Consider the following 25,764-nt stretch of genomic DNA (forward strand, 5'->3'; position numbering starts at 1 on the left):
CCACCCTGAGCTTTCGCGGCTGAAGCCGCTCCTACGGGGCAATGCCAGATTCGTAGGGCGGGTGAAACCCGCCAGAGGCTATTGGCGGGTTTCACCCGCCCTACCGATGCAGCATCCTCGGGTCCTCGAACGCATAGCGCGATTGCCCTGGACAGGGACTTCGGCCGCGACCAGTGATCGGATGCTTTGCGCTACAATGCGCGGCGTTTTTCATCCTGTTCGAGACCCACCCCATGCCTGTCTGCCAAACCCCGATCATCGTCGCCCTCGACTTTCCCAGCCGTGATGCTGCTCTGGCGCTGGCCGATCAGCTCGATCCGGCGCTGTGTCGGGTCAAGGTCGGCAAGGAGCTGTTCACCCGTAGCGGCCCACAAGTGGTCGAGGCGTTGCAGGCCAAGGGCTTCGAGCTGTTTCTCGATCTGAAATTCCACGACATCCCCAACACCACGGCGATGGCGGTCAAGGCCGCGGCGGAGCTGGGCGTGTGGATGGTCAACGTGCACTGCTCCGGCGGCCTGCGCATGATGGCGGCCTGTCGTAACGAGCTGGACAAGCTGGCTGGCGCCAAGCCACTGCTGATCGGCGTGACAGTGCTGACCAGCATGGAACAGCAGGACCTGGCCGGCATCGGCCTGGACGTGCCGCCGCAGGAGCAGGTACTGCGCCTGGCCGGCCTGGCTGCCGATGCCGGGCTTGACGGCCTGGTCTGCTCGGCGCAGGAGGCGCAGGCTCTGAAGGTCGCGCAGCCGCGTCTGCAACTGGTCACGCCGGGCATTCGTCCCGCCGGCAGCAACGCCGACGACCAGAAGCGCATCCTCACCCCTCGCCAGGCGCTGGAGGCCGGCTCCGATTATCTGGTTATCGGCCGCCCGATCAGCCAGGCTGCCGATCCGGCGCAGGCGCTGGCAGTGGTGGTTGCCGAACTGCGCGCCTGAGCCCTGTAGCCCGGATGAAATCCGGGGGGGGGCTGGTATGCCGTCCGATCTGTCCCGGATTTCATCCGGGCTACCCGCTGATCGCGACGCCGCGCTGGTGGAGTCGCCATCAGCGCCCTGCATGACCCTTCACTCCAGAGCCTGATAGTGCTGCTCACCGTCTGGCTTGCTGGCTAGACTCCTCGCCAATTCAACAAGAATCGCTGCGAGGAAGCAGACATGAGCATGACGTTTTCCGGCCAGGTCGCCCTGGTCACCGGTGCAGCAGCCGGTATTGGCCGTGCCACCGCCCAGGCCTTCGCTGCCGAAGGGCTCAAGGTGGTGGTTTCCGATGTCGACGTGGCCGGTGGCGAGGGCACCGTCGAGCTGATTCGCGCGGCCGGCGGCGAGGCCTGCTTCGTGCGTTGCGACGTGACCCGCGATGCCGAAGTCAAGGCGCTGATGGATGCGACCGTGGCGCAGTACGGCCGCCTGGACTATGCCTTCAACAACGCCGGTATCGAAATCGAGAAGGGCAAGCTGGCCGACGGTAACGAAGCCGAGTTCGACGCCATCATGGGCGTCAACGTCAAGGGTGTGTGGCTGTGCATGAAGCACCAGATCCCCTTGCTGCTGGCCCAGGGCGGTGGTGCCATCGTCAACACCGCTTCGGTGGCCGGCCTGGGTGCCGCGCCGAAGATGAGCATCTACGCCGCCTCCAAGCATGCGGTGATCGGCCTGACCAAATCGGCGGCGATCGAGTACGCCAAGAAGAAGGTGCGGGTAAACGCGGTCTGCCCGGCGGTGATCGACACCGACATGTTCCGCCGCGCCTATGAGGCGGATCCGAAGAAGGCGGAGTTCGCCGCCGCCATGCACCCGGTCGGGCGCATCGGCAAGGTCGAGGAGATCGCGGCTGCCGTGCTCTATCTGTGCAGCGACCACGCAGCATTCACCACTGGTCAGGCATTGGCCGTGGATGGCGGGGCCACAGCAATATAAAGGCTCTAGCCCGGTAGTCTGCAAGCAGGCTAAGGTTGGCTCGCAGGGCCACTGTCAGCAGTGGTCCTGACTCAGCACAATCCTGCCAGGTTCAACTGGAGCGATAACAATAATGACCGCCGATCCCTTGCTGACGTTTTTCCTTCCCGCTGCGCTGGGCATCATCATGCTCGGGCTTGGTCTGTCACTGAGCCTGGCCGATTTCGCCCGCGTAGCCAAATTCCCCAAACCGGTGTTGATCGGCCTGGCTTGCCAGCTGCTGCTGTTGCCGCTGGCGTGCTTCTTCCTGGCCAAATTGTTCGGTCTGGCGCCGGCCCTGGCCGTCGGCCTGATGCTGTTGGCTGCCTCGCCGGGTGGCACCACCGCCAATCTCTACAGTCATCTGGCTCACGGCGACGTGGCGTTGAATATCACCCTCACCGCGGTCAACTCGGTGATCGCGATTCTGACCATGCCGCTGATCGTCAATCTGTCGCTGGCCTACTTCATGTCGGCCGATCAGGCCATCCCTCTGCAGTTCGCCAAGGTGGTGCAGGTATTCGCAATCGTCCTCGGGCCGGTGGCCATCGGCATGTGGCTGCGCAGTCGTTTTCCGGGCTTTGCCGAGCGCATGCAGAAGCCGGTGAAGATCATCTCGGCGTTGTTCCTGCTGCTGATCATCCTGTTGGCGGTGGCCAAGGACTGGCGCACCTTCGTCGATTACGCGCCTGCGGTGGGCGGCGCGGCGCTGGCCTTCAACCTGCTGAGCATGGCGGTGGGCTACTGCGTGCCCAGGCTGCTCAAGCTCAATCTGCGTCAGGCCATCGCCATCGCCATGGAGATCGGCATCCACAACGGCACCCTGGCCATCGCCCTGGCGCTGAGCCCGGCGCTGCTGAACAACCCGACCATGGCCATTCCCGCGGCCATCTACAGCCTGATCATGTTCATCACGGCGGCGTTGTTCGGCCTGTGGGTCAACCGTGTGCATGGCGCAGAGCTTGCTCACGAAACGGTGGCTGAACAGTAGGGTGCGCCGTGCGCACCGCTTGAACACGCTGTTATCCAGTGGTGCGCACGGCGCACCCTACCGCTCGTAGCCCAGATTGCATCGGAGTTAGCGCTTGCCCCAGTTCAGCACGGCCAGGGTCAGTAGGCCAGCGACTATGCCCCAGAATGCCGAGCCGACGCCCGCCAGGGTCATGCCGGAGGCGGTGACCAGGAAGGTGATCAGCGCCGCTTCGCGCTCGTTGGGCTCGCTCATGGCTTGGGTCAGGCCGCCGATGATCGAGGCGAACAGTGCCAGCGCGGCGATTGACAGGATCAACGCCGCCGGCAGCGCCGCGAACAGCGAAGCCAGGGTGGCGCCGAAGATGCCGGCGATGGCGTAGAACACCCCGCACCAGACCGCTGCGGTGTAGCGCTTGCGCGGGTCTTCATGAGCTTCAGGGCCGGCACAGATGGCGGCGCTGATGGCGGCCATATGAATGCCATGGCTGCCGAACGGCGCCATCAGGATCGATACCAGGCCAGTGCTGGTCAGCAGCGGTGAGGCCGGCACGTCATAGCCATTGGCGCGTAGAACGGCCATGCCCGGCAGGTTCTGCGAGGCCATGGCGACGATGAACAGCGGAATACCGATGCTGATGGCGGCGGCCAGCGAGAAGCTCGGCGTGGTCCATTCAGGCGTGGCCAGTTGCAACTGGAAATCGCTGAAGTCCAGGAGGCCGAAGACCGCGGCCAGCACGCTGCCGACGATCAGCGCAGAGAGCACCGAGTAACGCGGCCACAGGCGCTTGCCGAGCAGGTAGGCAAGCAGCATGGCGATCACCAGAAAGGGCTGTTGCTCGGCGGCCACGCAGATTTCCAGGCCGATCTTGAACAACACACCGGCCAGCAGCGCGGCGGCGATGGAGCCTGGTATACGGCGCATCAGGCGGTCGAAGGTGCCGGTCAGACCGATCAGTACGATCAGCCCCGAGGCCAGGATGTAGGCACCAATGGCCTCACCGTAGGAGACCTGCGGCAGGCTGGTGATCAGCAGCGCAGCGCCAGGGGTGGACCAGGCGATCATCACCGGCGCGCGATAACGCAGCGAGAGCACAATGCAGCACAGCGCCATGCCGATCGACAGCGCCCAGATCCACGAGGAAATCTGCCCTGCAGTGAGGCCGGCAGCCTGGCCAGCCTGGAACATCAGCACCAGGGAACTGGTGTAGCCGGTGAGCATGGCGATGAAGCCAGCGACCACGGCCGAGGTGGAGGTGTCCGCCAGTGGGCGCAGACGAGTAGGGGCGGCGTCTTGCATCAGAACATTCCAGTGTCGACGATGATGGGGTAGAGCGAGGCGACCAGCAGCAGCGCCATGCCGATGTTGAAGGCGCGTAGCGCGCGCGGGTTGTCCAGCCACTTGCGCAGCATACTGCCGGCGACGGTCCACAACCCCACGCTGGGGCAGTTGACCAGGGCAAACAGGGCGGCGATCAACAGTACGTTGCTGAAGAAGCCATCCTGCGGCGTGTAGGTGGTGATGGCGCCGATGGCCATGATCCATGCCTTGGGGTTGACCCACTGAAAGGCCGCCGCCTGGATGAAGGTGAACGGCTTGGCCTCTGGATTCTCGCGGCTCTGCGGTGCGCCGGACTGGGCGATCTTCCAGGCCAGATAAAGCAGGTACGCGGCGCCGACATAGCGCAGTACATCGTGCAGCACCGGCAGGCGTTGGAACACCTGGCCGAGGCCCAGGCCCACGGCAGCCACCAGCAGCATGAAGCCCAGGCTGATGCCGAGCATGTGTGGAATGCTGCGGCGCACGCCGAAGTTCACCCCGGAGGCGAGTAGCATCATGTTGTTGGGGCCGGGCGTCACCGAGGTGACGAAGGCGAAGGCGATGAAGGCGAGCAGCAGTTCGGTGGACATGGTCGTTCTCCGGTGACTGGCAAAGCCTATTGCGCGGCCGCCACGCCGTCGCGGTACAGCCACCGGTGGGTTGAACCGTACAGTCTGGTCAAGCGCTGCCTGGATGGTTAGCCTCGGCTTTTTGCCGAGCAAGGATAAAGGCGATGCAACCAGACAATCCCTACAGTGCGCCGCAGGTGGAGTTGCTCGACAGCGCGGGCGTACAGTCGTTGCCAGGTTGGAGCGCCAGGCAACTGCAGGTGCTGGGCTGGCTGGCGCTGGTCTCGGTGGTAGCCAACGCGCTGGTGGTCGGGCTTACATTTGCCGGAGCCCTGCTGGAGGCGGATGAAGCTGAACTGCTGTTTACCTACACCGGCTGGCTTAGCCTGGCGCTGGCGTTACTCGGCTGCTACCTGCTGCTGCGCTTCAAAGCCTTTGCCGAAGCCCGCTTTTTCGCGCGCAACCTCAGTGTACCGATCTGGTTGCTGCTTGCGGTGACGCTGCTGTTGGAGGCAGTGGACATGCTTTTCGGTGACCAATTGTTCGCCGGATTGGACTGGCAGACCATCGGCTATATGGCGCTGTTGGGTCTTATGGGCATATGCACCACCTGGCTGGGGATACGGTTGCTCAAGCTGCAAAGTCCCTATCCGGCGCTGAAAGTGATGGCCTGGCTCGATATCGTTGGTGGGCTGATGCTGGCCAGCGTGCTGTTGATGCTGGTGGCGTTGCTGCCGTTGCTTGGGGCCGGCGTGGCGCTGATGCTGGTGTTCTTCAAGGGCGCTGCCGAGTTGCAGGGGGTTGCGGACTGACTGCGTCCAAACGGCAAGAGCCGCCTGATGGGCACAAGGCCAAATCACCGCGGGGGCAGCGCTACAGACCTGTAGGAGCCGGCTTGCCGGCGATGCTTTGCCTCTATGAGCCTGGTGCTCGCCGAGACGCTTGATCGCCAGCAAGCTGGCTCCTACACAGTCATTTTTCTACGTTTGACTGACAGGCATTAGCCCTTCGGGTGGTCACCATTTGTAGTCGAGACTGGCTGTGACCCGGCGTGGGTCGCCGGCATAGCAGTAGAAACCATCGCAGGTGGCCAGGTATTCCTTGTCGAACAGGTTGTTGGCGTTGAGCGATACGCTGGCGCCACGCAGGTTGGCGTCGAGCTGGCCGAGGTCGTAACGCACCGCGGCGTCGTAGACGGTATAGGCGCTGCTGTGGCCGTCGGAAGGATCACGGACGAAGCCCATGCTGCCGACGGCTATGTTGTCGGTGGAGCCGACGAAGCGGGCGCCAAAACCGATGCCGAAACCCGCCAGCACACCCTGGTTCCAGTCATAGTCGGCCCAGATCGATGCCTGATGCTCGGGGATCAGCGGCAGGGCGCGGTTCTTGTCGCGCGGGTCACCGACCTCGGTCATCTTGCTGTTGGTGTAGCTGTAGGAGGCGGTCAGGCTGAGGTTCTCGGTGATGTTACCGGTAGCCTCCAGCTCCAGGCCACGTACCTCTACCTCGCTCACCGGCTCGGTGGCCCCGGCGATGTTGGTGGTCACGATGTTTTGCCGCGTCAGGTCATAGACGGCAGCGGTGAACAGCATGTCGCTGCCCGGCGGTTGATACTTGATGCCCAGCTCGTACTGCTTGCCGGTGCTGGGTTTGAACGCCGCGCCGCCGTTGCCGCCTGCTTCGGCCTGGAAGGATTCGGCATAGGACACATAAGGCGTGAAACCGGAATCGAACACGTAGCTCAGCGCCGCATTGCCGCTGAATTGGCTGTCGCGGCGGCTGTCCCTGGCATCGTTGGCGTTGTGGAACACCGAGTCGGTGTCCAAGCGATCCCAGCGGCCGCCTAGGGTCAGGCGCCAGGCGTCGAGTGCCATCTGGTCCTGCAGATAGAGGCCCGTGTTTCTGCGTTTCTGGTTGTAGTCCTGGAAGGCCGTGTAGCTGATACCACTGAAGTCCTGGCCATAAATCGGGCGGATGATGTTGCTACTCGGCGCAGTACCGTACAGCCAGCGGTAATCGGTCTCGACGCGCAGGTAGTCGAGGCCCAGCAGCAGGGTGTGCCCGATTGCACCGGTGTTGAAATCGGCCTGGAAGTTGTTGTCCACGGCGAAGTGGCTGATGTTTTCGTCATACACGTTGGCACCACGCGCAACCGTACCGTCGTCAGCGACGGCGGTGGCCCAGCCACCGGCCGTGATGATCTGGTTATCCAGCTCAAGCTTGCTGTAGCGCAGGTTCTGATTGAACTGCCAGATATCGTTGATGCGGTGCTCGAAGGCATAGCCCAGTGCATAGAAGGTCTTGTCGTAGAACTCCCAGTCAGGGTCGCCAAGGTTCTTGTGGTAGTCGACCTTGCCGGCCGGGGTGCTCAACTTGGTGCCTTGCAGCGGCAGGAACTGGCTGGTGCCGCCGGTATCGTCACGGTTGAACTGGCTGAGGAAGGTCAGTTTGCTGTCGTCGGCAATGTTCCAGGTCAGGCTGGGCGCCAGGTTGAAACGCTGGTCGTCCATATGCTCGATAACGGTGCCACTGTCACGGCCGGTACCGCTGAAACGGTAGAGAAAGCGACCTTCATCGTCGATCTTGCCGGTGCTGTCGAAGCTGATCTGCTTGTGGTTGTAGTTACCAACCTGCACCTGCACTTCATGGCTGCTTTCGGCCTGCGGGCGGCGGCTGACGGCATCCACCAGGCCGCCGGGCGGGGTCTGGCCATACACTGCCGAGGCCGGGCCGCGCAGCACGGCGACGCGTTCCAGGTTCCAGGTTTCCAGTTTGGGCATGGCGTAGCTGCCCTTGGGCAGTGGCAGGCCGTCGAGCATCTGGATCGGTTCGAAACCGCGGATTTTCATCCAGTCGGCGCGGCTGTCGCTGCCGTAGCTGCTGGCGATGACACCCGGCATATAGCGCACGGCGTCATCGAGGTTCTGCACCTTGCGGTCCTGCATCTGCTCGCGGGTGGCGACGGAGATCGAGCGTGGGGTTTCCAGCAGCGGCGTGTCGGTCTTGGTGCCGGTCGCGGTGCGGTTGGCCAGATAACCACGGGTTGGGCCCCAGGCGGTCTCGGCGGTCTGTTCGCTGGCTGTCACGGTCACGTCCGGCAGTGCCATTGCTGCTTCTGCCGCAGGGGCCAGGCTGTAGGCGCCGCCGTTGCCGCCTTGCAGCTGCAGGCCGGTGCCACGCAGCGCCTGATTGAGGGCTTCGATGGCTTCGTAGTCGCCGCTGACCGGTGCCGAGTTCTTGCCCTCGGTCAGGGCTGGATCGATGCTCAGGGTCACGCCGGCCTGGCTGGCGATCTGGTTGAGCGTGGCTGCCAGAGGACCGGAAGGCAGTTGGTAGACCTCGGCATGGGCCAGCCCGGCATGGCCGGCAAAGGCGATGGTCAGGGCCAACAGCGTGTGGCGGAAAGGGGCAGGGCGGAAGGACATTGCGAACGTCTCCTAAGAGTTAATGTATCTCAATGTCCTTTTGCCGAAGCAGGAAAGAAAAATGACAGGGGCGGAGAAAATTATTTTTCTGCCGGCACCACACGAGTCCACCAGGGGCCCAATTGCTCGGTGCGCACGGGCAGGCTCAGCGCCAAAGCGGCCAGCGCCTTGTCGCTGTCGTGCAGTGGGAAGCTGCCGCTGATACGCAGCCCGGCCAGGCTCGGGTCGAGGCTCAGATAGCCACTGCGGTATTCGCCGAGCTGATCGATCAGGCGTTGCAGGGGCAGGTTGTCCGCCACCAGCATGCCGCGACTCCAGGCGTCGGCGCCGATGGGCGCTGGGTGGCTGTCGCTGAGGTGCTGGCTGTCCATGCGCACCTGTTCGCCGCTGTGGATGATGCGTTCCTGCGAGCCGGCCAGCGGCCTGGCAGCGACCGCTGACTGCAGCACGATCAGTTCGGTCGCAGTACCTTCGCGTCGGACCAGGAATCGCGTCCCCAACGCACGCAGTCGTCCCTGCTCCGTTTCGACGATGAAGGGGCGGGTATCGCCCTTGGCGGTCTGAACCAGGATTTCGCCACTGCGCAGGTGCAGGCGTCGTTCGTTGTCGTCGAATGCGATATCCAGCGCACTGCGGCTGTTGAGGCGCACCTGGCTGCGGTCGGCGAGTAACAGGTCGCGTTGTTCTCCGCTGGCGGTATGGTAGTCGGCTAGGTAATCGCCAAGCGGGCGCTGCTGAGCCAGCAGCACCAGCGTTATGCCCGCGGCCAGCAGCAGACCCAGGGCGCTACCGCCAAGGCGGCGCAGGCTGCGGCGACGGCTGACGCTGCTCTGCAACAGGGCGCGTCGTGCCATCGGCGTGCTGGCGGCAGAAAGCTGCTGGTCGATGCCGCCGAGGCGTCGCCAGACCAGGCCATGCTCCGGGTGCGCGGCCAGCCAGTCGGTGAAGTCGTGGCGTTGCTGCTCGCTGGCTTCGCCCGAGTCCAGGCACAGCTGCCAGGCGATGGCCTCGTCGAGCACGCGAGCCGAGACCTGGCTCATTGCGGCGCTCCGTACAGCGCGATGTAGCACTGGCGCAGGCCCTGGGCGAGGTATTGACGCACGCGCGACGGGGACACGCCAAGGCGCTCGGCGATCTCGGCATGACCGAGGCCATCCAGACGGTTATAGAGGAACGCTGCGCGTGCCTTGCTCGACAGCTGACCGAGCAGGTGATCGATCTCGGCCAGTTGCTCCAGGGCCAGGGTCTGTTCTTCCGGGCTGGGTTGCACGGCTTGCGGAGCCAGCGCGAGTTCTTCCAGATAGGTACGTTCCAGCGCATGGCGGCGAAACTGGTCGACCAGCAGCCCCTTGGCGATGGTGGTAAGCAGGGCTCTGGGCTCGCGCGGGCTGTGCAGGTCGGCGCGACCGAGCAGGCGGACGAAGGTGTCCTGGCTCAGGTCTTCGGCGCGCTGCGCGCAGTTCAGGCTTTTGCGCAGCCAGCCGAACAGCCAGTCACGGTGATCGCGATAAAGCAGACCGACCAGCTGCTGATTGCTGGAATCCTGAACCGACACGCGCACCTCGCGAGATCTAAGTTAAGGTGATAATGATTCGCATATGATTGCAGAGGTCGTGTCAGGGTGCAATCACGCGTTGGCGTGGCATGACCGGTGGCGCGAAGGGCAGGGGCAGGACGGCAAGAAAATTGCGGATGCAGGAGCGAGTGCGGCTCGTAAAGGGCGCGGGTTCGCGAGCAGAGCTCGCTCCTACGGGGGAGTGTGACGATGATGCTTAGGTGCGTTCCTGGCGGCTGCGGGCCAGGGCGTGATTGACTTCCAGCCAACCCTGCACGGTCTCTTCGCTCATCTCGCCGAACACGCGCTGTAGCAGGCGTGCTTGTTCGCGGCGCAGGGCCTGTTCCAGTTTGGCGCCTTCGGCGGTGAAGCCGAGCACACGCTTGCGTTTGTCGTCCGCGGCAGCCTCGCTCTGCACCAGATTCATCTCGATCAGCTGGCGCAACGGCATGTTCAGCGCCTGCTTGCTCACGCCCAGGTAACCCAGCAGCTCAGTCATGTTCAGGCCCGGGTACTTGGCGATGAAAAACAGAATGCGGTGATGCACGCGTGACAGGCCGCGCTTGGCGAGCATCTCGTCGGGCTTGGCAGTGAAGGCCTGGTAGCCGAAGAAGAAGGCTTCCATGGCGGCCTGCTGAGCGGCGGAATTCTTGATGACCTGCGCCCCATGACGGCCGGCCTGCGTGCCCTCGGCGGGTGACGTCAAAAACTTCTCGGAGAAATTTTTTAGGTCAGTCATATTGACGTATCTCTGGTCGGCGGCGTAGTTTCGGTCAAGCAGTTTGACTTAATTCCAACGACTTTTGCACCCCAGGACATCCCATGGCCTTCTCCGAACGCATCGCCCGCCTGAAAAGCTCCCTGATCCGTGAAATTCTTGCCGCGGCGCAGCGTCCAGAAGTGATGTCCTTTGCCGGTGGCCTGCCGGCCGAGCCGATGCTGCCGAAGGTGGACTGGGCCGAGATGCCGGCGAGCATGGGCCAGTACGGCATGAGCGAAGGTGAGCCGGCGCTGCGCGAGGCCATCGCTGCCGAGGCGCGTGCCCTGGGCGTACCCTGCGATGCCAGCCAGGTGCTGATCGTTAGCGGCTCGCAGCAGACCTTGGACCTGGCGTCCAAGCTGTTCATCGATCCGGGCACCGAAGTGCTGCTCGAAGCGCCGACTTACCTGGCTGCCCTGCAGGCCTTTCAACTGTTCGGCGCCGACTGCATCAGCGTACCGCAGGAGGCCGACGGCCCCGAGCTGGCGGCTCTGCGTCAGCGTCTGGAAAACCACAAGCCGGCTTTCGCCTACCTGATCCCGACCTTCCAGAATCCGTCTGGCACCCGTTACAGCGAAGCCAAACGTGAAGCCGTGGCGGCCCTGCTCGACGAGTTCGGCGTGACCCTGATCGAGGACGAGCCTTACCGCGAGCTGGTGTTCGATGCCGGTAGCGCCACCCCCATCGTCAGCCGCCTCAAGAAGGCCAGCTGGATCTACACCGGCACCGTGTCCAAGACGCTACTGCCGGGCCTGCGTGTGGGCTACCTGATCGCCACCAAGGACCTGTATCCGCACCTGCTGCGCCTGAAGCAGTCGGCTGACCTGCACACCAACCGCATCGGTCAGTGGCAGGCGCTGCAGTGGTTGGGCAGCGAGCAGTACCGCGGCCACCTGGCCGAGCTGCGCGACTTCTACCGCATTCGTCGCGACGCCATGCAGACTGCGCTGCTGGAGCACTTCGGCGATCTGGCTGACTGGCAGATCCCTCAGGGTGGCCTGTTCTTCTGGCTGACCCTGAAGCAGCCGCTCGACACCCGCACGCTGCTCGACGCGGCGCTGGCGCAGAACGTCGCCTTCATGCCGGGCGAGCCGTTCTTCATCGATCCGGACGCCAACCCAGGCCGCCTGCGACTGAACTTCAGCCACGTGGCGCCAGAGCGCCTGAGCGAGGGGCTGCGCCGGTTGGCGACGGTAATTCAAGAGGCACAGGCGAAGTAGAGACTTGTAGTGTAGGAGCCAGCTTGCTGGCGATGCACTTGCTAAGACGGATCGCCGGCAAGCCGGCTCCTACAGGTAAAAGAAGGAAACACGGGGAGGGCAACGCGATGTTTAAGGTCTACGGCGACTACCGCTCGGGCAACTGCTACAAGGTCAAGCTGATGCTGCATCTGCTGGGCAAGGAGTACCAGTGGATTCCCATCGATATCCTCAAGGGCGAGACACAGAGCGAAGCCTTCCTGGCCAAGAACCCCAACGGCAAGATCCCGGTGCTGGAGCTGGAAGACGGCACCTGTCTGTGGGAGTCCAACGCCATCCTCAATTTCCTCGCCGATGGCAGCGAGTTCCTGCCGACCGAGCCGCGCTTGCGTACCCAGGTGCTGCAGTGGCAGTTCTTCGAGCAGTACAGCCACGAGCCCTACGTTGCGGTGGCGCGTTTCATCCAGCTCTATCAGGGCATGCCCGAGGAACGCCGCGAGGAGCACGCGCGCTGCCTGAAGCTCGGCTACAAGGCCCTGAAGGTCATGGAGAAGCAGCTCGAACGTACGCCCTATCTGGTCGGCGAGCATTACTCCATCGCCGATATTGCCCTGTATGCCTACACGCACGTGGCTCACGAGGGCGGCTTCAGCCTCGAAGCCTTCCCGGCGGTTCGCGCCTGGCTCGATCGCGTCGCCAGTCACCCACGCCACGTGACTATGCTCGGCTGATCACGGTTCGGAGATGGCCTGCGTCCGTGAGGCGCAGCGCTGCCGCCATACCAAGGGGCTCAATCCGGTCTCGCGGCGAAAGGTGCGGGTGAAATGCGACTGATCGCAGAAGCCGTGGGCGTGGGCGATCTGCGTCAATGGCTGGTCGGTGGCCAGCATCATCTCCCTGGCTGCTTCGATGCGTTTGCGTGCCACGTAGGCCAGTGGTGTGATGCCGAAGGTCTGTTTGAACACATGGGAAAAATGGCTGCTGCTCAGTTTGAGTTGGGCGGCCAGATCGCAGGTACGAATGGCAGCGGCCAGGTTGTCGCTGATGTACTGATCCAGGCGTCGCGTCTGCCAGCGTGTCAGACCGTTCGCGCAATGACCAATGCCGCACTGCTTGTTGGCGTTGACCTGGCGTAGCAGCGTCATGGCCTGCTCGACCTGCAGGTAGGCGTTTTGCGTGTCCACCAGCAACTGCGTTTCCGCCTCCGCGAGCAAGGCAGCGATACGGTCCAGTAGCTGCGGGTCTGGCCTGGCCTGGTGCAAGCAGGGCGTAATTGCCTGAAGTTCGCCGAACGAGCCCATTGCCAGCCTCCTTGTCTTATTGGTTGTAAAGCATGCGCGGCGCAGTCGGCGGCGCACAGCTCACAAGGAGGGGAAGGGTGACAACACTAAAGTGGGGTGCCGATCTCCAGCACGCCGCGTTGCACGGCGATGGCCACGGCGTGGGTGCGATTGTTGGCGCCGAGCTTGTCCATGATCAGGCGCATATGGCCTTTGACCGTGTCTTCGGTGATACGCAGTTGCAGCGCAATATCGCGATTTGAATAACCCAGAGCTGCTGCCTGCAGAACCTCCACTTCGCGTGGACTGAGGCACTGCTGGCCGATGTGCTGGGCCAGGTCGGCGGCGATCTCGGGCGGAATATGGCGTTTGCCGGCGGCCAGACTGCGAATGGTCTCCACCAGCTCCTTGCGCAGCGTGCTTTTCAGCAGATAGGCCTGCGCGCCAGCCTGGATCGCATGCAGCGCACGCACGTCACCGCGATAGGTAGTAAGGATGGCGATGCGTGCATCCGGGCATTCGCCGCGAATCGCCAGGATGCTGTCGATGCCGTTCATATGGGGCATCTGCAGGTCCATCAGGGTGACGTCGGGGCGTAGCTGACGAAAACATTCCAGTGCTTCACGACCATCGCTGGCTTCGCCGACCAGATCGATATCCGCCTGCCCGGCGAGCACTGCAGCGATGCCCTCGCGCAGCAGAGGGTGGTCGTCGGCGACCAGCACACGGATGGGGTTGGCAGCGGTCATGACTGCGAGCTCCTGATCAATCGTTTCCAGTTTAGCCAGCGCCGCGCACGAGGGGGCGACTGGCGATAGGCCAATGGTCCGGCCAGGGTCAGCCTGACATGGCAGCCGTGGCCGGGGGCGCTGTCGATATTAAGCGTGCCGCCAATCTTGGCGGCGCGTTCGTACATGCCTTTCAGGCCCCAGTGATCGACCGGCTCTGCGCCCAGCAGGTATTCGGCCAGCAGGCCGCGGCCATCGTCGCTAACGTGCAGTGAAAACTGCCGGGGATGGTAATCCAGCTGCACGCGAACATGACGAGCCCTGGCATGACGGAAGGCATTGCTGACCGCCTCGCGGGCGAGTTGGCTGATCTCGTCATGTACCACCGGATGGAGGGCGCAGGGTGTGCCTGCAATCTCGACCCGATACTCGGTATCGGTATGTTCGTGCAATTGATCGAGTTCGTGCAGCGTCTTTGGCAAGTCGTTCAACGCCTCCTGTGCGTGGCGCAGGTTGCGTACCCGCTCACGACCTTCGGCGATCACCTGATCGGCACGATCCAGGGCATTCTCCAGCTTGCCTCGCGCCGGCTGGTCGGCTGGCAGACTGTCTGCCGCGGCCTGCACGTGGAGCATCAGCCCCTGCACGCCCTGCAGCAAGGTGTCGTGTAACTCGCGGGCGATGCGCTCACGCTCGTTGTGGCGTTCTTCCAGACGTGTGCGCAGGCGTTCGGCTGCGCGCTGCATGTTATTGCGATAGAGCAGGTGCAGGGTCAGCAGCACGACCAGTGCCATGCTCAGGATGAACAGCGGATGGCGGTAGAACACCTGGTCGATGCTGAAGCTGAGTTCGGCATCCTCCTCGCTGGCCACGCCATTCTGATTGAGTGCGCGTACGCGAAAGCGATAGTCGCCGGCGTGCAGGCCGGTATAGGTCGCCTCGCGCTGACGTCCGGCGGAATGCCATTCGCTGTCGAATCCATCGAGACGGTAGAGAAAATGCAGGCCCTCTGGTGCGGACAGGCTCAGGGCACCGTATTGGATGACCAGGCGTTTGCTGTCTGCGGGCAGGGTTGGTGGCGTTCGCAAGGAGATGGTCGCACCGTCAGCCAGTAACGAGTCGATACGCACCTTGGGCGGCTTGTAGCTATGAATCTCCCGATCCGGACTCAAGCCGGCCACGCCGTTGCGGGTGACGAACCACAGGCGACCATCGCTGCTGCGCACGGCTGTTGGCAGAGCGAGCACCTGGTGCGGGTCGTTGGCGAGCCCGCCTTGCAGGTCGTAGGTACGGTAATGGATATGGTGCTTGGGATTGTTCAGCGCCTTTGCGATCTCTTCGGCCGGTAACTGAAAGACGCCACCTTTGCCTTGCAGCCAGAGATCTTCGCCCCGAGGGCCGGTAACCGGGATGATCGCGTAGAGATTGTCGAACAGCCCACTCTCGCTCAGCGGCAGATGCTGGAAACGCTTGCCATCGAAGCGCGCCAGGCCGCGTTGGCCACCGAACCAGCTGTGGTCCTGCGAATGGGCCATCGCCGTAACATGGCCAATATCCAGCCCATCGGCGCTGCCCCAGTGGCGCTCACCCTGATCGTCATGGCTGACGATCAGGTTGTTGCGATAGCCGAACCAGCGTCTGCCATCAGGGGTGAGGGCAGAGCTCACCGGCATCAGTTGTGCCGGGTCCGCGCTGGGGGCAGGAAGCAGTTGCCAGTTGCCATCGCGCAGCACGTAGAGGCCCTGACGGTTGAGCGAGAGCCAGAGCGCGCCCTGATCATCGATCAGCAGGGTGCGCACCGAGGAATCCAGATCACGCTCGACCGGCAGGGCGGAGACTTTTTCCAACTGCTCGCCAGTGATGCGCCAGATACCCTCGGAGCCGGCCAGCCAGACAGAGCCTCCAGGATCTTTGCTGATCGCGCTGATCGGTGTACGCAACGGCAGCTCGTGCAAACCCTGTGCATCCAGGCGCATGAGCGGCAGGTTGCTGCTGGCGGCCCAGAGATTGCCGGTGTCATCGGCTGCAATCGCCAGGTTGTGCGCCTCGGGCGGAAGGCCTGAAGGACGTAGAGGGCGTTCGCGCAGCCGATCAAGCCCGTTCTGCGTGCCGATCCACAGGCTGTCCTCGCTGTCTTCCAGCAGCGGCCAGGCGAAGTTGGAGCTCAGACCATCACGTGAAGAAAGTCGCTCGATATCATCGAAGCTGCCGCTGCCATGCTCGTTGGGATTGGCCACATGCAGCAAACCGCCGCCAGCGGTGCTCAGCCAGAGGCAGCCATGTTGGTCGAACAGCATGGCGTTGGCTCTTTCGCCAAGGGCTATGTGGGTCGCCTGCAGTTGCGGCTGATCGATCTTTACCCGCAGCAGGCTCTCGCGGTCGCGCTCGATCAACCACAGTGCACCGTCAGCGGCTTGCGCGATCTGGCGAGTACGTTGGCTGCGAATGCCGGTGTCGTGCAGCGTCTGGGCGCCAGGCGGCAGCACATAAAGGCGTTGTTCATCGGCCACCCAGAGACGGTCACTGCTGTCGACGAAGACACTGTAGGCATTCTCGCCGACAAAACCGTCCGCGATGCCCAGTTGCTGCCAGCGCTTGCCGTCGAAACGCATCAGGCCGTCGTTGGCTGCAGCCCAGACGCTGCCGTCTGCTGTCTGTGCCAGGGCGTAGATTACGCCGCGGGCCAGATCGAAGCTGCTGGGTTGTTCTTCCACCGATGCGATCAGGTGAACACCGCCGTTGCGCAGGCCGACCCAAAGCCCGGCGTCGCTGGCCAGCAGGCTGGAGACGATGCCAAGTTCATGACCAGCGGGTGTGCGATATCGGGTGAAGTCGAAACCATCGAAGCGATACAGAGAGTCGTGAGTGCCCAGCCACAGGTAGCCGTCCCGGGTTTCGGCCAAAGCGCCGATCTGGCTAGGGCTGTCGTCGTTGAGCGTCCAGCGCCGATGTTCCAGTTGCTGCTCCAGGGCGCTTCTGTCGGCCAGCGCGGCAGCGCTGAAAAGCACCAGGCAAAACAGGCTTGCCATGACGCCGAGGCGAGCTTGTGGGGTGTGTGATTTAAAAACGTCCAACTTGGTTCTGAACCCATTCGATGCTGTAGTCGGCAATTCTTTCCCAACCGGGTTCGGCGATCAGCCAGTGGCTGTAGCCGGGGAACTGCTTGAAGCTGGTGATGGCTGAAGAGCCTCGGTGGCGACGATAGAGGGCGGTCACTACGTTGGCGCGAACGGTGTGGGAATTGCCTGCAGCCAGCAGCAGCAGAGGTGCACGTTCGCCGTTGGTGAAATCGACGGTGCTACCGATGCCCAGCGCAGCCTCGACGAACACCCGGCCAGGCGCCGGAACGATGTGGCGCGCATAGGCGGCGCTTTGCTCTGCAGGTGTCAGCGTTTGCGCCATATTGCGCGCGAAATACTGCGGTGTCATGTAAAGAAGGTTACGCCAACCCACCCAGGGCAACAGCCATGGCCAGGTGCTATACAAGCCCAGCAAACCGGCGCGCGGTGGCAGTGGGTCGATGGCGATGCCGGCCTGGCCCAGGCCGCGGTCGAGCAGCAATTGCACCAGCAGACCACCGAGGTCATGGCCAATCAGTAACGGCGGCTGCTCCAGGTTGCGTACCAGTGTTTCGTAGTGGGTGAGGAGGGCGCTGATGCCGGGTTGTCGACCACCTTTGGCAACCGGCCAAGGTGGCGCCGTGCAGCGATAACCGCAGGCGCTGAAGCGTCTCTGAAATGGCTCCCAGATCGCTGGTGTGAGCCAGGTGCCGTGAATGAACAGGGCGTGACGAGGCATGTTGCACTCAACCTGTCACGCCCTGGTTCGGGCAGTTGCCGTCCTCAGGGGGTGGCATGGAGCACATCCTTGGCTGGCATTAGAAAATGTTCGATATGCACGGGCACGTCCGGGTTCTGGAAATGCCTGGCAGCAGCCTCGATGCGTTGCTCGGCGCGCGTTACCCGACCGTGGTGACGCAGGTGTTCGAGCCAGGACTCATCAAAGAAGAACTCCTGCCAGTGCCGTGGATTCTCGCTGTTCTGTACCAGCCCCCAGGAGAACGCGCCGTTGCGTCTGCGCATGCGGGCGACCTCGGCCATCGCCTGGCGGAAGTCAGGTGCATGCTCCGGCGCGATGTCGTACTGCAGCGTGACCATCACCGGGCCGCGTTCCAGATCGGCTTCGTCAGCCAGGATCGGCGCAGGCCAGTGCAGCGACGGGGCGAGATCTTCGCTTTCGGTTACCGGCAGTGGGAAATGCAGCGTCAGCAGCAAGCCCAGCGCCAGGCAACCAGCCGCGGCCAACAGTGCGACCGAAATCGATGCCTGGCTGGCGACATAACCCCAGAGCGCACCGCCAGCGGCCATGCTGCCGAAGAACACCAGGATATACACCGACAGCGCGCGGGCTCTCACCCAATCCGGCACCGAGGTCTGCGCGCTGACCTGCAGGCTCGACAGTACGGCGATCCAAGCCGCGCCGCTGAGCAGCATCACCGGTAGCAGCACGGCGAAGTCACGCACCCAGGCCAGGGCCAGCAGCACCAGTGCGTAGAGCACGCTGGCAATGGCCACCAGTTTGTTGGCGCTTGTGCGCTCACGCAGTTTGGGCAGCAGCATGGCGCCAAGTACTGCGCCGATACCAACGCTACCCAGCAGCAGGCCAAAGTCGCTAGCGCTGCCCTGTAGCTCGCCGCGCACGATCAACGGCAGCAGCGACATGCCGGCGCTGGCGCCGACGAAGAACGCCGCGGCGCGTACCAGTACCGCCTGCAGTGGTTTCGATGCGCGGCTATAGCGCCAGCCGGCGCGCATGGCGCCCAGCAGGCGCTCGGCCGGGAAGCTGGCGACCTGGCGCTCGCGCTTCCAGGTCAGCAGCACCGCCATCACCGCGAAGAACGACAGGGCATTGAGGGCGAAGGTCGCCCAGGGACCGCTCAAGCTGACCAGTACCCCGGCGATTGCCGGGCCGAGTGCGCGGGCGACATTGATGCCGAGGCTGGACAGGGCTATGGCCGAGGGCAGGTCGCGCTTGCTTACCAGCTCTGGCGTCAGCGCCGACCAGGCCGGCATCATCAAGGCGGTACCGACGCCCATGGCCAGGGTCATGCCCAGCAGCAGCCAGACCGTGGTCAGCCCGAGCAGTGTCAGGGTGGCCAGCAGCGTCGCCACTGCCGCCATCCACAACTGCACGCCAAGCAGGTAGCGACGCTTGTCGATGATGTCGGCCATGGCCCCGGCCGGCAGCGCCAAAAGGAACATCGGCGCGGAGCCGGCGACCTGTACCAGCGCCACGTGCATGGGATTGGTCGACAGGCTGGTCATCAGCCAGCCGGCACCCACCTCGTGCATCCAGGTGCCGATGTTCGAGGCGATGCTGGCCAGCCACAGCCAGCGGAAGGTGCTGTGCTTGAGTGCGCCCCAGGGCGAAGGTTTATCGCTGGCCATGTCAGAAGGCAAAGCACGAGCAGCCGAAGGCGCCCCAGAAGCCCTGGTGGTCGCTCACCGGTATGCTGCTGCGGCGTGCACGGTCATGCTGGTGGGCATGCACTGCGCAGGCGCCGATACACTGGTGGATGCTGGCTGCCATGGGGACGGCTGTCGGCTTCCAGTGCCCGGGTACCATGGCCACCGGCGACCAGTCCGGCAGTACCGGCAGCGTCGGCGGGGCGAGCTTGTCGAACTCGCCGGTGCCATGCACCACCTTGCCGCCGACGATGGTCAGCACCGACTCCAGCCACTTGATCTGCTCTTCCTCGATGCTGAAGAAGTCCGCGCTCAAGGCCACCAGATCGGCCAGCTGCCCCACCTTGATCTGGCCCTTCTTGCCCTGTTCGCTGGAGAACCAGGCGCTGCCGTGGGTGAACAGTTGCAGCGCGGTGGCGCGTGACAAGCCCTGTGGGTTGAGTGTGGTGCCACCGACCGTCTTGCCGCTGACCAGCCAGTACAGCGCGGTCCAGGGGTTGTAGCTGGCCACGCGAGTGGCGTCGGTGCCGCCGCCGACTGGCACGCCTTCGGCCAGCATGCGCTGAATCGGTGGAGTAGCTTCTGCGGCTTTGGCGCCGTAGCGGTCGATGAAGTATTCGCCCTGGAAGGCCATGCGGTGCTGGATGGCGATGCCGCCACCGAGTGCGCGTACCCGCTCGATATTGCGCGGGCTGATGGTCTCGGCATGGTCGAACAGCCAGGGCAGGCCGTTGAACGGCATGTCGCGGTCGACCTTCTCGAACACGTCGAGCATGCGCGAGATGGATTCGTCGTAGGTGGCGTGCAGGCGGAACGGCCAGCGTTGCTCGACCAGATGACGCACCACCGGCTCCAGATCGGCTTCCATGCTCGGCGCCAGATCCGGGCGCGGCTCGACAAAATCCTCGAAGTCGGCAGCGGAGAACACCAGCATTTCACCGGCGCCGTTGTGGCGGAGGAAATCATCGCCCTGGTGCAGCTTCACGCTGCTGGTCCAGTTCTTGAAATCGGTCAGCTCTTCCTTGGGCTTCTGGGTGAACAGGTTGTAGGCGATGCGCACGGTGAGCTGATCCTTGTCGGCCAGCTCCTGGATCACCTGGTAGTCGTCGGGGTAGTTCTGGTAACCGCCGCCGGCGTCGATGGCGCTGGTCACGCCTAGGCGATTGAGCTCACGCATGAACTGGCGGGTGGAGTTGACCTGATACTCCAGCGGCAGCTTCGGACCCTTGGCCAGGGTGGCGTAGAGAATCAGCGCATTGGGCCGTGCGATCAGCATGCCGGTGGGCTCGCCGCTGGCATCGCGCTGGATCTCGCCGCCGGGCGGGTTCGGTGTGTTCTTGTCGTAGCCCACGGCGCGCAATGCCGCGCGGTTGAGCAGGGCGCGGTCATAGAGGTGCAGGACGAACACCGGGGTGTCCGGCGCCGCCTTGTTCAGTTCATCCAGGGTCGGCAGGCGTTTCTCGGCGAACTGGAATTCGGTCCAGCCGCCGACCACGCGCACCCATTGCGGCGTCGGCGTGCGGTCAGCCTGGTCCTTGAGCATGCGCAGGGCATCGGCCAGCGACGGCACGCCTTCCCAGCGCAGCTCCAGGTTGTAGTTGAGGCCGCCACGAATCAGGTGCAGGTGCGAGTCGTTGAGGCCGGGAATCACCGTGCGCTTTTGCAGGTCGATCACGCGCGTGGCATCGCCGCGCAGGGCCATGGCCTCAGCGTCACTGCCGACGGCGACGAAGCGCCCGTCCTTGATGGCCACGGCGCTGGCCTGGGGTTTTTCGCGGTCGACCGTGTGCAGGCGGCCGTTGTAGAGAATGAGATCGGCACTCATGTTGCCTCCCGATGAACTGGTGGATGAGTCGCTGGCCATGGCCGCAAAGGGCAGGGCTGACCACAATGCCCCGGCCGCGCCAAGGACGCTGCTGGTGGCGAGAAAGTGGCGGCGTTTCGGGTCGGAGGGGTCCTGGCTCATGATCGATCCTCATCTACGGTTGGGTTCAGCCAGGCGTCGAACAGCCGCGTGGCCATGGGCATGAACAGGTACACCACGAGCAGGACGATGCTCAGGGTGATCACGACGTTGCTCGGCAGGTAAGCGCCGAGCCAGGGAATATGGTGGAACAGCGGTTGCCAGAGCAGCGGCACCAGCAGGCTCAGCGGCAGGATCACCAGAAAGGTGACGCAGGCCTGTTTCCAGCGGGGCGGCGGCGCCTGCGCGCTTTCCGGCATGAACCAGAATTCCTTGCCCTGGGCGATCTCCAACTGGTCACCTGCGCGCAGCAGCGGTTCGACCTCAGCGATCAGCTGGCGCCTTTGCTCCGACTCGATCCAGCCCTGCAGCTGCTGCAGGCTGGCGAAACGCAGCACGCAGGTGAATTGCGCCACGCAGGGCTGGCGGCTGCGTACCACGTCCACGCCGAGGTGGCCGGGGCATTGGCTGGCGGTGGCGATGATGCGCCGTAACCAGGCCTCGTAATGTGGCACGTGGCTGGGGCGAACCTGATGGCGCACCACCAGGGTGACGGTTTCCGCTTGCGTCTCGCTCATGCTGGAGACTCTGCTCGAGGCCTTGGTCTTGTCGATCCAGCGGCGCGCACCGATGCGCGCTGCTGGTCGAGTCGAGGGCGTTTCCGCCGTCATGAGATCAGATGGGCGCCGCTACAGGGGCCAGGGTCGGGCCGTGCTCGACACGCTCAGGCGCCTTGTGGACCATGGTGTAGGCGTAGTCCACGCCCATGCCGTAGGCGCCGGAGTGCTCCTTGACCAAGGCCATGACGGCGTCGTAGGTGTCGCGATTCTTCCAGTCGCGTTGCCACTCCAGCAGCACCTGTTGCCAGGTCACCGGCACCACACCGGCCTGGATCATGCGCTGCATGGAGTAGTCGTGGGCGGCCTGCGAGGTGCCGCCGGAGGCGTCGGCGACCATGTAGATCTCGTAGCCGGCGTCGTGCATGGCGGAAAGGGCGAAGGTGGTATTGCACACCTCGGTCCACAGGCCGGAAACGATGACCTTGTTGCGGCCGTTCTTCTTCAGCGCGTCACGGACTTTCTGGTCGTCCCAGGAGTTCATCGAGGTGCGCTCGAGCAGCGGCGCGTCGGGGAATACGGCGAGCAGTTCGGGGTAGGTGTGGCCGGAGAAGCTCTCGGTCTCGACCGTGGTGATGATGGTCGGCACGTTGAAGATCTTGGCCGCCTTGGCCAGGCCCACGGTGTTGTTCTTCAGGGTTTGCCGATCGATGCTCTGCACGCCGAAGGCCATTTGCGGCTGTTGGTCGATGAAGATCAACTGGCTGTTGTGCGGGGTCAGGACTTCGGTTTTTGGATTGCTCATAGCGGTTACCTGTTGGTGGGGCGGTGGACGATGCACGCATCCCGTCGGTCGTTGCCGTCGGGTAGGCGAAAGGACTATTGCAGAGCGGCCGCCACCTGGATTGGATGTAACTGCGATTCTGGTATCGGGCTGTGGCGCTCAGGCCAGGTGTTCGCGCAACGCCGCGCCAGCCTGCTGCATGGCAGTGCGTACCGCAGGCACCTCGGCGATCACGTTGAGCAGGCCGTAGTCGTGGATCATGCCGTTGTAGCGCACCGCGCTGACCACGACGCCGGCGGCGCCCAGGCGGCGGGCGTAGGCTTCGCCTTCGTCGCGCAGCACGTCCATCTCGGCGCTCTGCACCATGGCCGGTGGCAGGCCTTGCAGCTGTTCCAGGCTGGCGCGCAGCGGCGAGGCGTGGATCTCGTTACGCTGCTTGGGGTCGGTGGTGTAGTTGTCCCAGAACCACTCCATCATGCCGCGGGTGAGAAAATGTCCCTCGGCGAACTGGTTGTAGGAGGCGTTGTTGAAGCTGGCGTCGGTCACCGGCCACAGCAGCAACTGAAAACGCAGCTTCGGCGTACCAGCCTCTTTCGCCTTGATGGCGACCACGGCGGCCATATTGCCGCCGACACTGTTGCCGGCCACGGCTAGGCGCGAGCCGTCGACACCGATCTGGCTACCGTTGTCAGCCACCCACTTCGTGGCGGCATAGGCCTGGTTAATCGCAGTCGGGTATTTCGCTTCGGGCGAGGGGGTGTAGTCGACGTAGACCGCCGCGGCGCCGGAATGCACCACCAGGTCGCGGATCAGCCGTGCGTGGGTCGGATAGTCGCCCAGCACCCAGCCGCCACCGTGGAAGAACATGAAGCCCGGCAGGTTGCCCTGGCTGCCTGCCGGACGCACCACCACCAGCTTCAGCATCTGGCCGGCGGCCTCGATGCTGTGTTCGCGGGTTTCCACGGCCGATAGATCGACCTCGACCGAGGCTTGCGCGCCCACCAGCACAGCGCGGGCTTCCGCAGGCGATAGCCGTTCCAGGGGCGTGCCGCCACCGGCGGCCAAGGCTTCGAGAAAGGATTGCGTGTTGCGTTCGACGCCGGGACTGCCGGCGTCCAGGTTGGGGGAAGGCTGCATGGCGATTCACCTCATGATGGCTGAAGGAACTGTAGCGCTACTGCGTCGGGCATCTTCTGCCCTTGCGGTCGATCCGGCTTGTACCGGCCTGCCGTTTTGGCATCAGGCTGCTGCCGGGCTGCTAGAGTGAGAGCGGAGTCGCTGGCGTCCGCACGAGGTGGGCATGACAGGGGAAAGTCGCAAGCTGGGCCTGGGGTCGCTGACCGCGCTGGTGGTGGGCTCGATGGTCGGTGGCGGGATCTTCTCGCTACCGCAGAACATCGCCGCGCGGGCCGATGTCGGCGCGGTACTGATCGGCTGGGGCATTACCGCGGTGGGCATGCTGGCGCTGGCCTTCGTGTTCCAGGGCCTGGCCAACCGCAAGCCGCAGCTCGATGGCGGGGTGTACGTCTACGCCAAGGCGGGCCTCGGCGACTACATGGGTTTTTCCTCGGCCTGGGGTTACTGGATCAGCGCCTGGCTGGGCAATGTCGGCTACTTCGTCCTGCTGTTCTCGACCCTGGGTTATTTCTTCCCGGTCTTCGGCCAGGGCAATACGCCGCTGGCCATCGCCTGCGCCTCGGGGTTGCTCTGGTGCGTGCACGCCCTGGTGCTGCGCGGCATCAAGGAGGCGGCGCTGATCAACCTGATCACCACCGTGGCCAAGCTGGTGCCGATCCTGCTGTTCATCGCCATCGTCGGCCTGGCCTTCGACCGCGACATCTTCACCCGTGACATCTGGGGCCGCAGCAACCCGCAGTTCGGCGGTGTGCTGGAGCAGGTGCGCAACATGATGCTGGTCACCGTGTTCGTGTTCATCGGTATCGAAGGGGCGAGCGTGTACTCGTCGCGTGCCGAGCGCCGCCGCGATGTGGGCAAGGCCACGGTGATCGGCTTTCTCGGCGTGCTGGTGCTGCTGATGCTGGTCAACCTGCTGTCGCTGGGGGTGATGAGCCAGCCCGAGCTGGCGGCGCTGCAGAACCCGTCCATGGCCGGAGTGCTGGAGCATGTGGTGGGGCGTTGGGGGGCGGTGCTGATCAGCATCGGCCTGGCGGTGTCGCTGCTTGGTGCGCTGCTGTCGTGGGCGCTGCTGTGCGCCGAAATCCTCTTCGTCTCCGCCAAGGACGGCACCATGCCGGCCTTCCTGCGCCGGGAGAACGCCAATCAGGTGCCGGTCAACGCGCTGTGGCTGACCAACGGCATGATCCAGCTGTTCCTGCTGATCACCCTGTTTTCCCAAGGCACCTACCTGTCGCTCATCTACCTCGCGTCGTCGATGATTCTGGTGCCCTACCTGTGGTCGGCGGTCTATGCGCTGCTGCTGGCGCTGCGCGGCGAAACCTATGAAGACCAGGCCGGGCTGCGCCGCAAGGATCTGGCCATCGGCCTGCTGGCGGTGGGCTACGCGATCTGGCTGCTGTATGCCGGCGGGGTCAAGTACCTGCTGCTGTCGGCGCTGCTCTACGCGCCGGGGGCGCTGCTGTTTCGCCAGGCCAAGCGCGAGCAGGGGCAGGTGCTGTTCACCCGCTACGAATGGCCGATCTTCGCCGCCGTATTGCTGGCCGCCGTGCTGGCCGGCTATGGCCTGTATGCCGGGCATCTGAGCTTGTAGCGCTGGACAAAGCGGTCAGCGCGCGGATAATCCGCCTCATCGCCCTCTGACTCTGGCCTCGCGACCCCTATGCGCAAATCCCTGCGTACCGCCCTGATCTGGATACTGATGCTGGCCCTGCCGGCACAGGCCATGGCGGCGCTCGGCATGCAGTTGTGCGAGCAGGTGCATCGCAGCGGCGCTCTGCAGATGAGCTCGACTCAGCAGGTCGAGCACGGCATGCACCACGACATGGCGGCCGACAGCGCACATGGCGCGCATCAGGACGCCGCCCCGGTGGCCAGCAGCAATGCTCCCAGCGATGGCAGCCTCTGCACCCTGTGCGCCTTCTGCGTCGGTGTCGCCGCGCCCAGCCAGCCGTTTCTGAACGACTCTGCCCTGCAAACCGTCGAGCCGGCTACAGCCTGGCCCGACCGCCTTATCGTCGGCGTGGCCGACACGCCCGAACGCCCCCCGCGTCTTTCTCTCGCCTGAGCCCCTTAGGTAGCGCCGTCCTGCGGCGCCTGTAGCTCACGCGGCCGCCTGGC

23 protein-coding genes are annotated in these 25,764 nt (G+C 64.1%); 8 read left to right on the plus strand and 15 right to left on the minus strand.

The features are described from left to right. Nucleotides 1–233 precede the first annotated feature (233 nt). The 3 genes from pyrF (at nucleotide 234) to BLT86_RS04270 (ending at nucleotide 2,925) form a co-directional block, all read left to right on the plus strand. Nucleotides 234–935, plus strand: a complete 702-nt coding sequence (gene pyrF, locus BLT86_RS04260) for an orotidine-5'-phosphate decarboxylase (RefSeq protein ID WP_017677281.1) — start codon at nucleotides 234–236, stop codon at nucleotides 933–935. A gap of 219 nt (nucleotides 936–1,154) precedes the next feature. Further along, entirely contained in the window at nucleotides 1,155–1,916 is a 762-nt protein-coding gene (locus BLT86_RS04265) for an SDR family oxidoreductase (RefSeq protein ID WP_017677280.1), read from the plus strand. 112 nt (nucleotides 1,917–2,028) lie between these two features. Next, nucleotides 2,029–2,925, plus strand: a complete 897-nt coding sequence (locus BLT86_RS04270; protein ID WP_017677279.1) for a bile acid:sodium symporter family protein — start codon at nucleotides 2,029–2,031, stop codon at nucleotides 2,923–2,925. Between the two features lie 87 nt (nucleotides 2,926–3,012). Here the strand turns inward: BLT86_RS04270 and BLT86_RS04275 are convergent, their stop codons facing one another. Both BLT86_RS04275 and BLT86_RS04280 read right to left on the minus strand, forming a co-directional pair. Then, the gene (locus BLT86_RS04275; protein ID WP_017677278.1) at nucleotides 3,013–4,203 is read right to left on the minus strand and encodes a benzoate/H(+) symporter BenE family transporter; all 1,191 of its coding nucleotides are present in this window, start codon (nucleotides 4,201–4,203) and stop codon (nucleotides 3,013–3,015) included. Then, the gene (locus BLT86_RS04280) at nucleotides 4,203–4,814 is read right to left on the minus strand and encodes a LysE family translocator (RefSeq protein WP_017677277.1); all 612 of its coding nucleotides are present in this window, start codon (nucleotides 4,812–4,814) and stop codon (nucleotides 4,203–4,205) included. Before BLT86_RS04280 ends, BLT86_RS04275 begins: the two co-directional genes overlap by 1 nt. Before the next feature lie 143 nt (nucleotides 4,815–4,957). Here BLT86_RS04280 and BLT86_RS04285 point away from each other — a divergent pair, with 143 nt between their 5' ends. Further along, a complete protein-coding gene (locus BLT86_RS04285) occupies nucleotides 4,958–5,605 on the plus strand; it encodes a hypothetical protein (RefSeq protein ID WP_017677276.1) in 648 nt (215 codons plus the stop codon). Between the two features lie 204 nt (nucleotides 5,606–5,809). Here the strand turns inward: BLT86_RS04285 and BLT86_RS04290 are convergent, their stop codons facing one another. The 4 genes from BLT86_RS04290 to BLT86_RS04305 form a co-directional block, all read right to left on the minus strand. Next, nucleotides 5,810–8,218, minus strand: coding sequence for a TonB-dependent siderophore receptor (locus tag BLT86_RS04290; RefSeq protein ID WP_017677275.1), 2,409 nt, complete (start codon nucleotides 8,216–8,218; stop codon nucleotides 5,810–5,812). A gap of 80 nt (nucleotides 8,219–8,298) precedes the next feature. Next, on the minus strand, nucleotides 8,299–9,258 hold the full coding sequence (locus BLT86_RS04295; RefSeq protein WP_017677274.1) for a FecR domain-containing protein: 960 nt from the start codon (nucleotides 9,256–9,258) through the stop codon (nucleotides 8,299–8,301). After that, entirely contained in the window at nucleotides 9,255–9,779 is a 525-nt protein-coding gene (locus tag BLT86_RS04300) for an RNA polymerase sigma factor (protein ID WP_017677273.1), read from the minus strand. Before BLT86_RS04300 ends, BLT86_RS04295 begins: the two co-directional genes overlap by 4 nt. Nucleotides 9,780–9,990: 211 nt before the next feature. Continuing rightward, nucleotides 9,991–10,512: a MarR family winged helix-turn-helix transcriptional regulator gene (locus BLT86_RS04305; protein ID WP_017677272.1), complete on the minus strand. Its 522-nt coding sequence runs from the start codon at nucleotides 10,510–10,512 to the stop codon at nucleotides 9,991–9,993. 83 nt (nucleotides 10,513–10,595) lie between these two features. On the opposite strand from BLT86_RS04305, the gene BLT86_RS04310 reads away from it, so the two are divergent. Next, nucleotides 10,596–11,753: an aminotransferase-like domain-containing protein gene (locus tag BLT86_RS04310; RefSeq protein ID WP_017677271.1), complete on the plus strand. Its 1,158-nt coding sequence runs from the start codon at nucleotides 10,596–10,598 to the stop codon at nucleotides 11,751–11,753. A 107-nt stretch (nucleotides 11,754–11,860) separates the two neighbouring features. Next, the gene (locus tag BLT86_RS04315) at nucleotides 11,861–12,463 is read left to right on the plus strand and encodes a glutathione S-transferase family protein (RefSeq protein ID WP_017677270.1); all 603 of its coding nucleotides are present in this window, start codon (nucleotides 11,861–11,863) and stop codon (nucleotides 12,461–12,463) included. Here BLT86_RS04315 and BLT86_RS04320 read toward each other — a convergent pair whose 3' ends face one another. The 9 genes from BLT86_RS04320 to BLT86_RS04360 form a co-directional block, all read right to left on the minus strand. After that, nucleotides 12,464–13,033, minus strand: a complete 570-nt coding sequence (locus BLT86_RS04320) for an AraC family transcriptional regulator (protein WP_017677269.1) — start codon at nucleotides 13,031–13,033, stop codon at nucleotides 12,464–12,466. It abuts the gene before it with no gap. Between the two features lie 86 nt (nucleotides 13,034–13,119). Further along, a complete protein-coding gene (locus BLT86_RS04325; RefSeq protein ID WP_017677268.1) occupies nucleotides 13,120–13,761 on the minus strand; it encodes a response regulator in 642 nt (213 codons plus the stop codon). Beyond that, nucleotides 13,758–16,769 carry a sensor histidine kinase gene (locus BLT86_RS04330; RefSeq protein ID WP_055985147.1) on the minus strand — a complete coding sequence of 1,004 codons (3,012 nt, stop codon included), beginning with the start codon at nucleotides 16,767–16,769 and terminating at the stop codon, nucleotides 13,758–13,760. The genes BLT86_RS04325 and BLT86_RS04330 overlap by 4 nt, the downstream gene beginning before the upstream one ends. Before the next feature lie 31 nt (nucleotides 16,770–16,800). Beyond that, entirely contained in the window at nucleotides 16,801–17,538 is a 738-nt protein-coding gene (locus BLT86_RS04335) for an alpha/beta fold hydrolase (protein ID WP_055985145.1), read from the minus strand. A 44-nt stretch (nucleotides 17,539–17,582) separates the two neighbouring features. After that, nucleotides 17,583–19,187 carry an MFS transporter gene (locus BLT86_RS04340; RefSeq protein WP_055985143.1) on the minus strand — a complete coding sequence of 535 codons (1,605 nt, stop codon included), beginning with the start codon at nucleotides 19,185–19,187 and terminating at the stop codon, nucleotides 17,583–17,585. Between the two features lies 1 nt (nucleotide 19,188). After that, nucleotides 19,189–21,030, minus strand: a complete 1,842-nt coding sequence (locus tag BLT86_RS04345) for an amidohydrolase (protein WP_162237614.1) — start codon at nucleotides 21,028–21,030, stop codon at nucleotides 19,189–19,191. Between the two features lie 137 nt (nucleotides 21,031–21,167). Next, nucleotides 21,168–21,746, minus strand: coding sequence for an antibiotic biosynthesis monooxygenase (locus BLT86_RS04350; RefSeq protein ID WP_021489898.1), 579 nt, complete (start codon nucleotides 21,744–21,746; stop codon nucleotides 21,168–21,170). 97 nt (nucleotides 21,747–21,843) lie between these two features. Then, the gene (locus tag BLT86_RS04355; protein WP_021489897.1) at nucleotides 21,844–22,530 is read right to left on the minus strand and encodes a hydrolase; all 687 of its coding nucleotides are present in this window, start codon (nucleotides 22,528–22,530) and stop codon (nucleotides 21,844–21,846) included. A 138-nt stretch (nucleotides 22,531–22,668) separates the two neighbouring features. After that, nucleotides 22,669–23,646: an alpha/beta hydrolase gene (locus tag BLT86_RS04360; RefSeq protein ID WP_055985137.1), complete on the minus strand. Its 978-nt coding sequence runs from the start codon at nucleotides 23,644–23,646 to the stop codon at nucleotides 22,669–22,671. 163 nt (nucleotides 23,647–23,809) lie between these two features. On the opposite strand from BLT86_RS04360, the gene arcD reads away from it, so the two are divergent. Continuing rightward, nucleotides 23,810–25,237: an arginine-ornithine antiporter gene (gene arcD / locus BLT86_RS04365; RefSeq protein WP_092374961.1), complete on the plus strand. Its 1,428-nt coding sequence runs from the start codon at nucleotides 23,810–23,812 to the stop codon at nucleotides 25,235–25,237. A gap of 69 nt (nucleotides 25,238–25,306) precedes the next feature. After that, nucleotides 25,307–25,711, plus strand: a complete 405-nt coding sequence (locus BLT86_RS04370) for a hypothetical protein (RefSeq protein WP_017677259.1) — start codon at nucleotides 25,307–25,309, stop codon at nucleotides 25,709–25,711. Nucleotides 25,712–25,764: the final 53 nt, after the last annotated feature.

Origin of the sequence: Pseudomonas sihuiensis, assembly GCF_900106015.1 — a bacterium.
Taxonomy (GTDB): domain Bacteria; phylum Pseudomonadota; class Gammaproteobacteria; order Pseudomonadales; family Pseudomonadaceae; genus Aquipseudomonas; species Aquipseudomonas sihuiensis.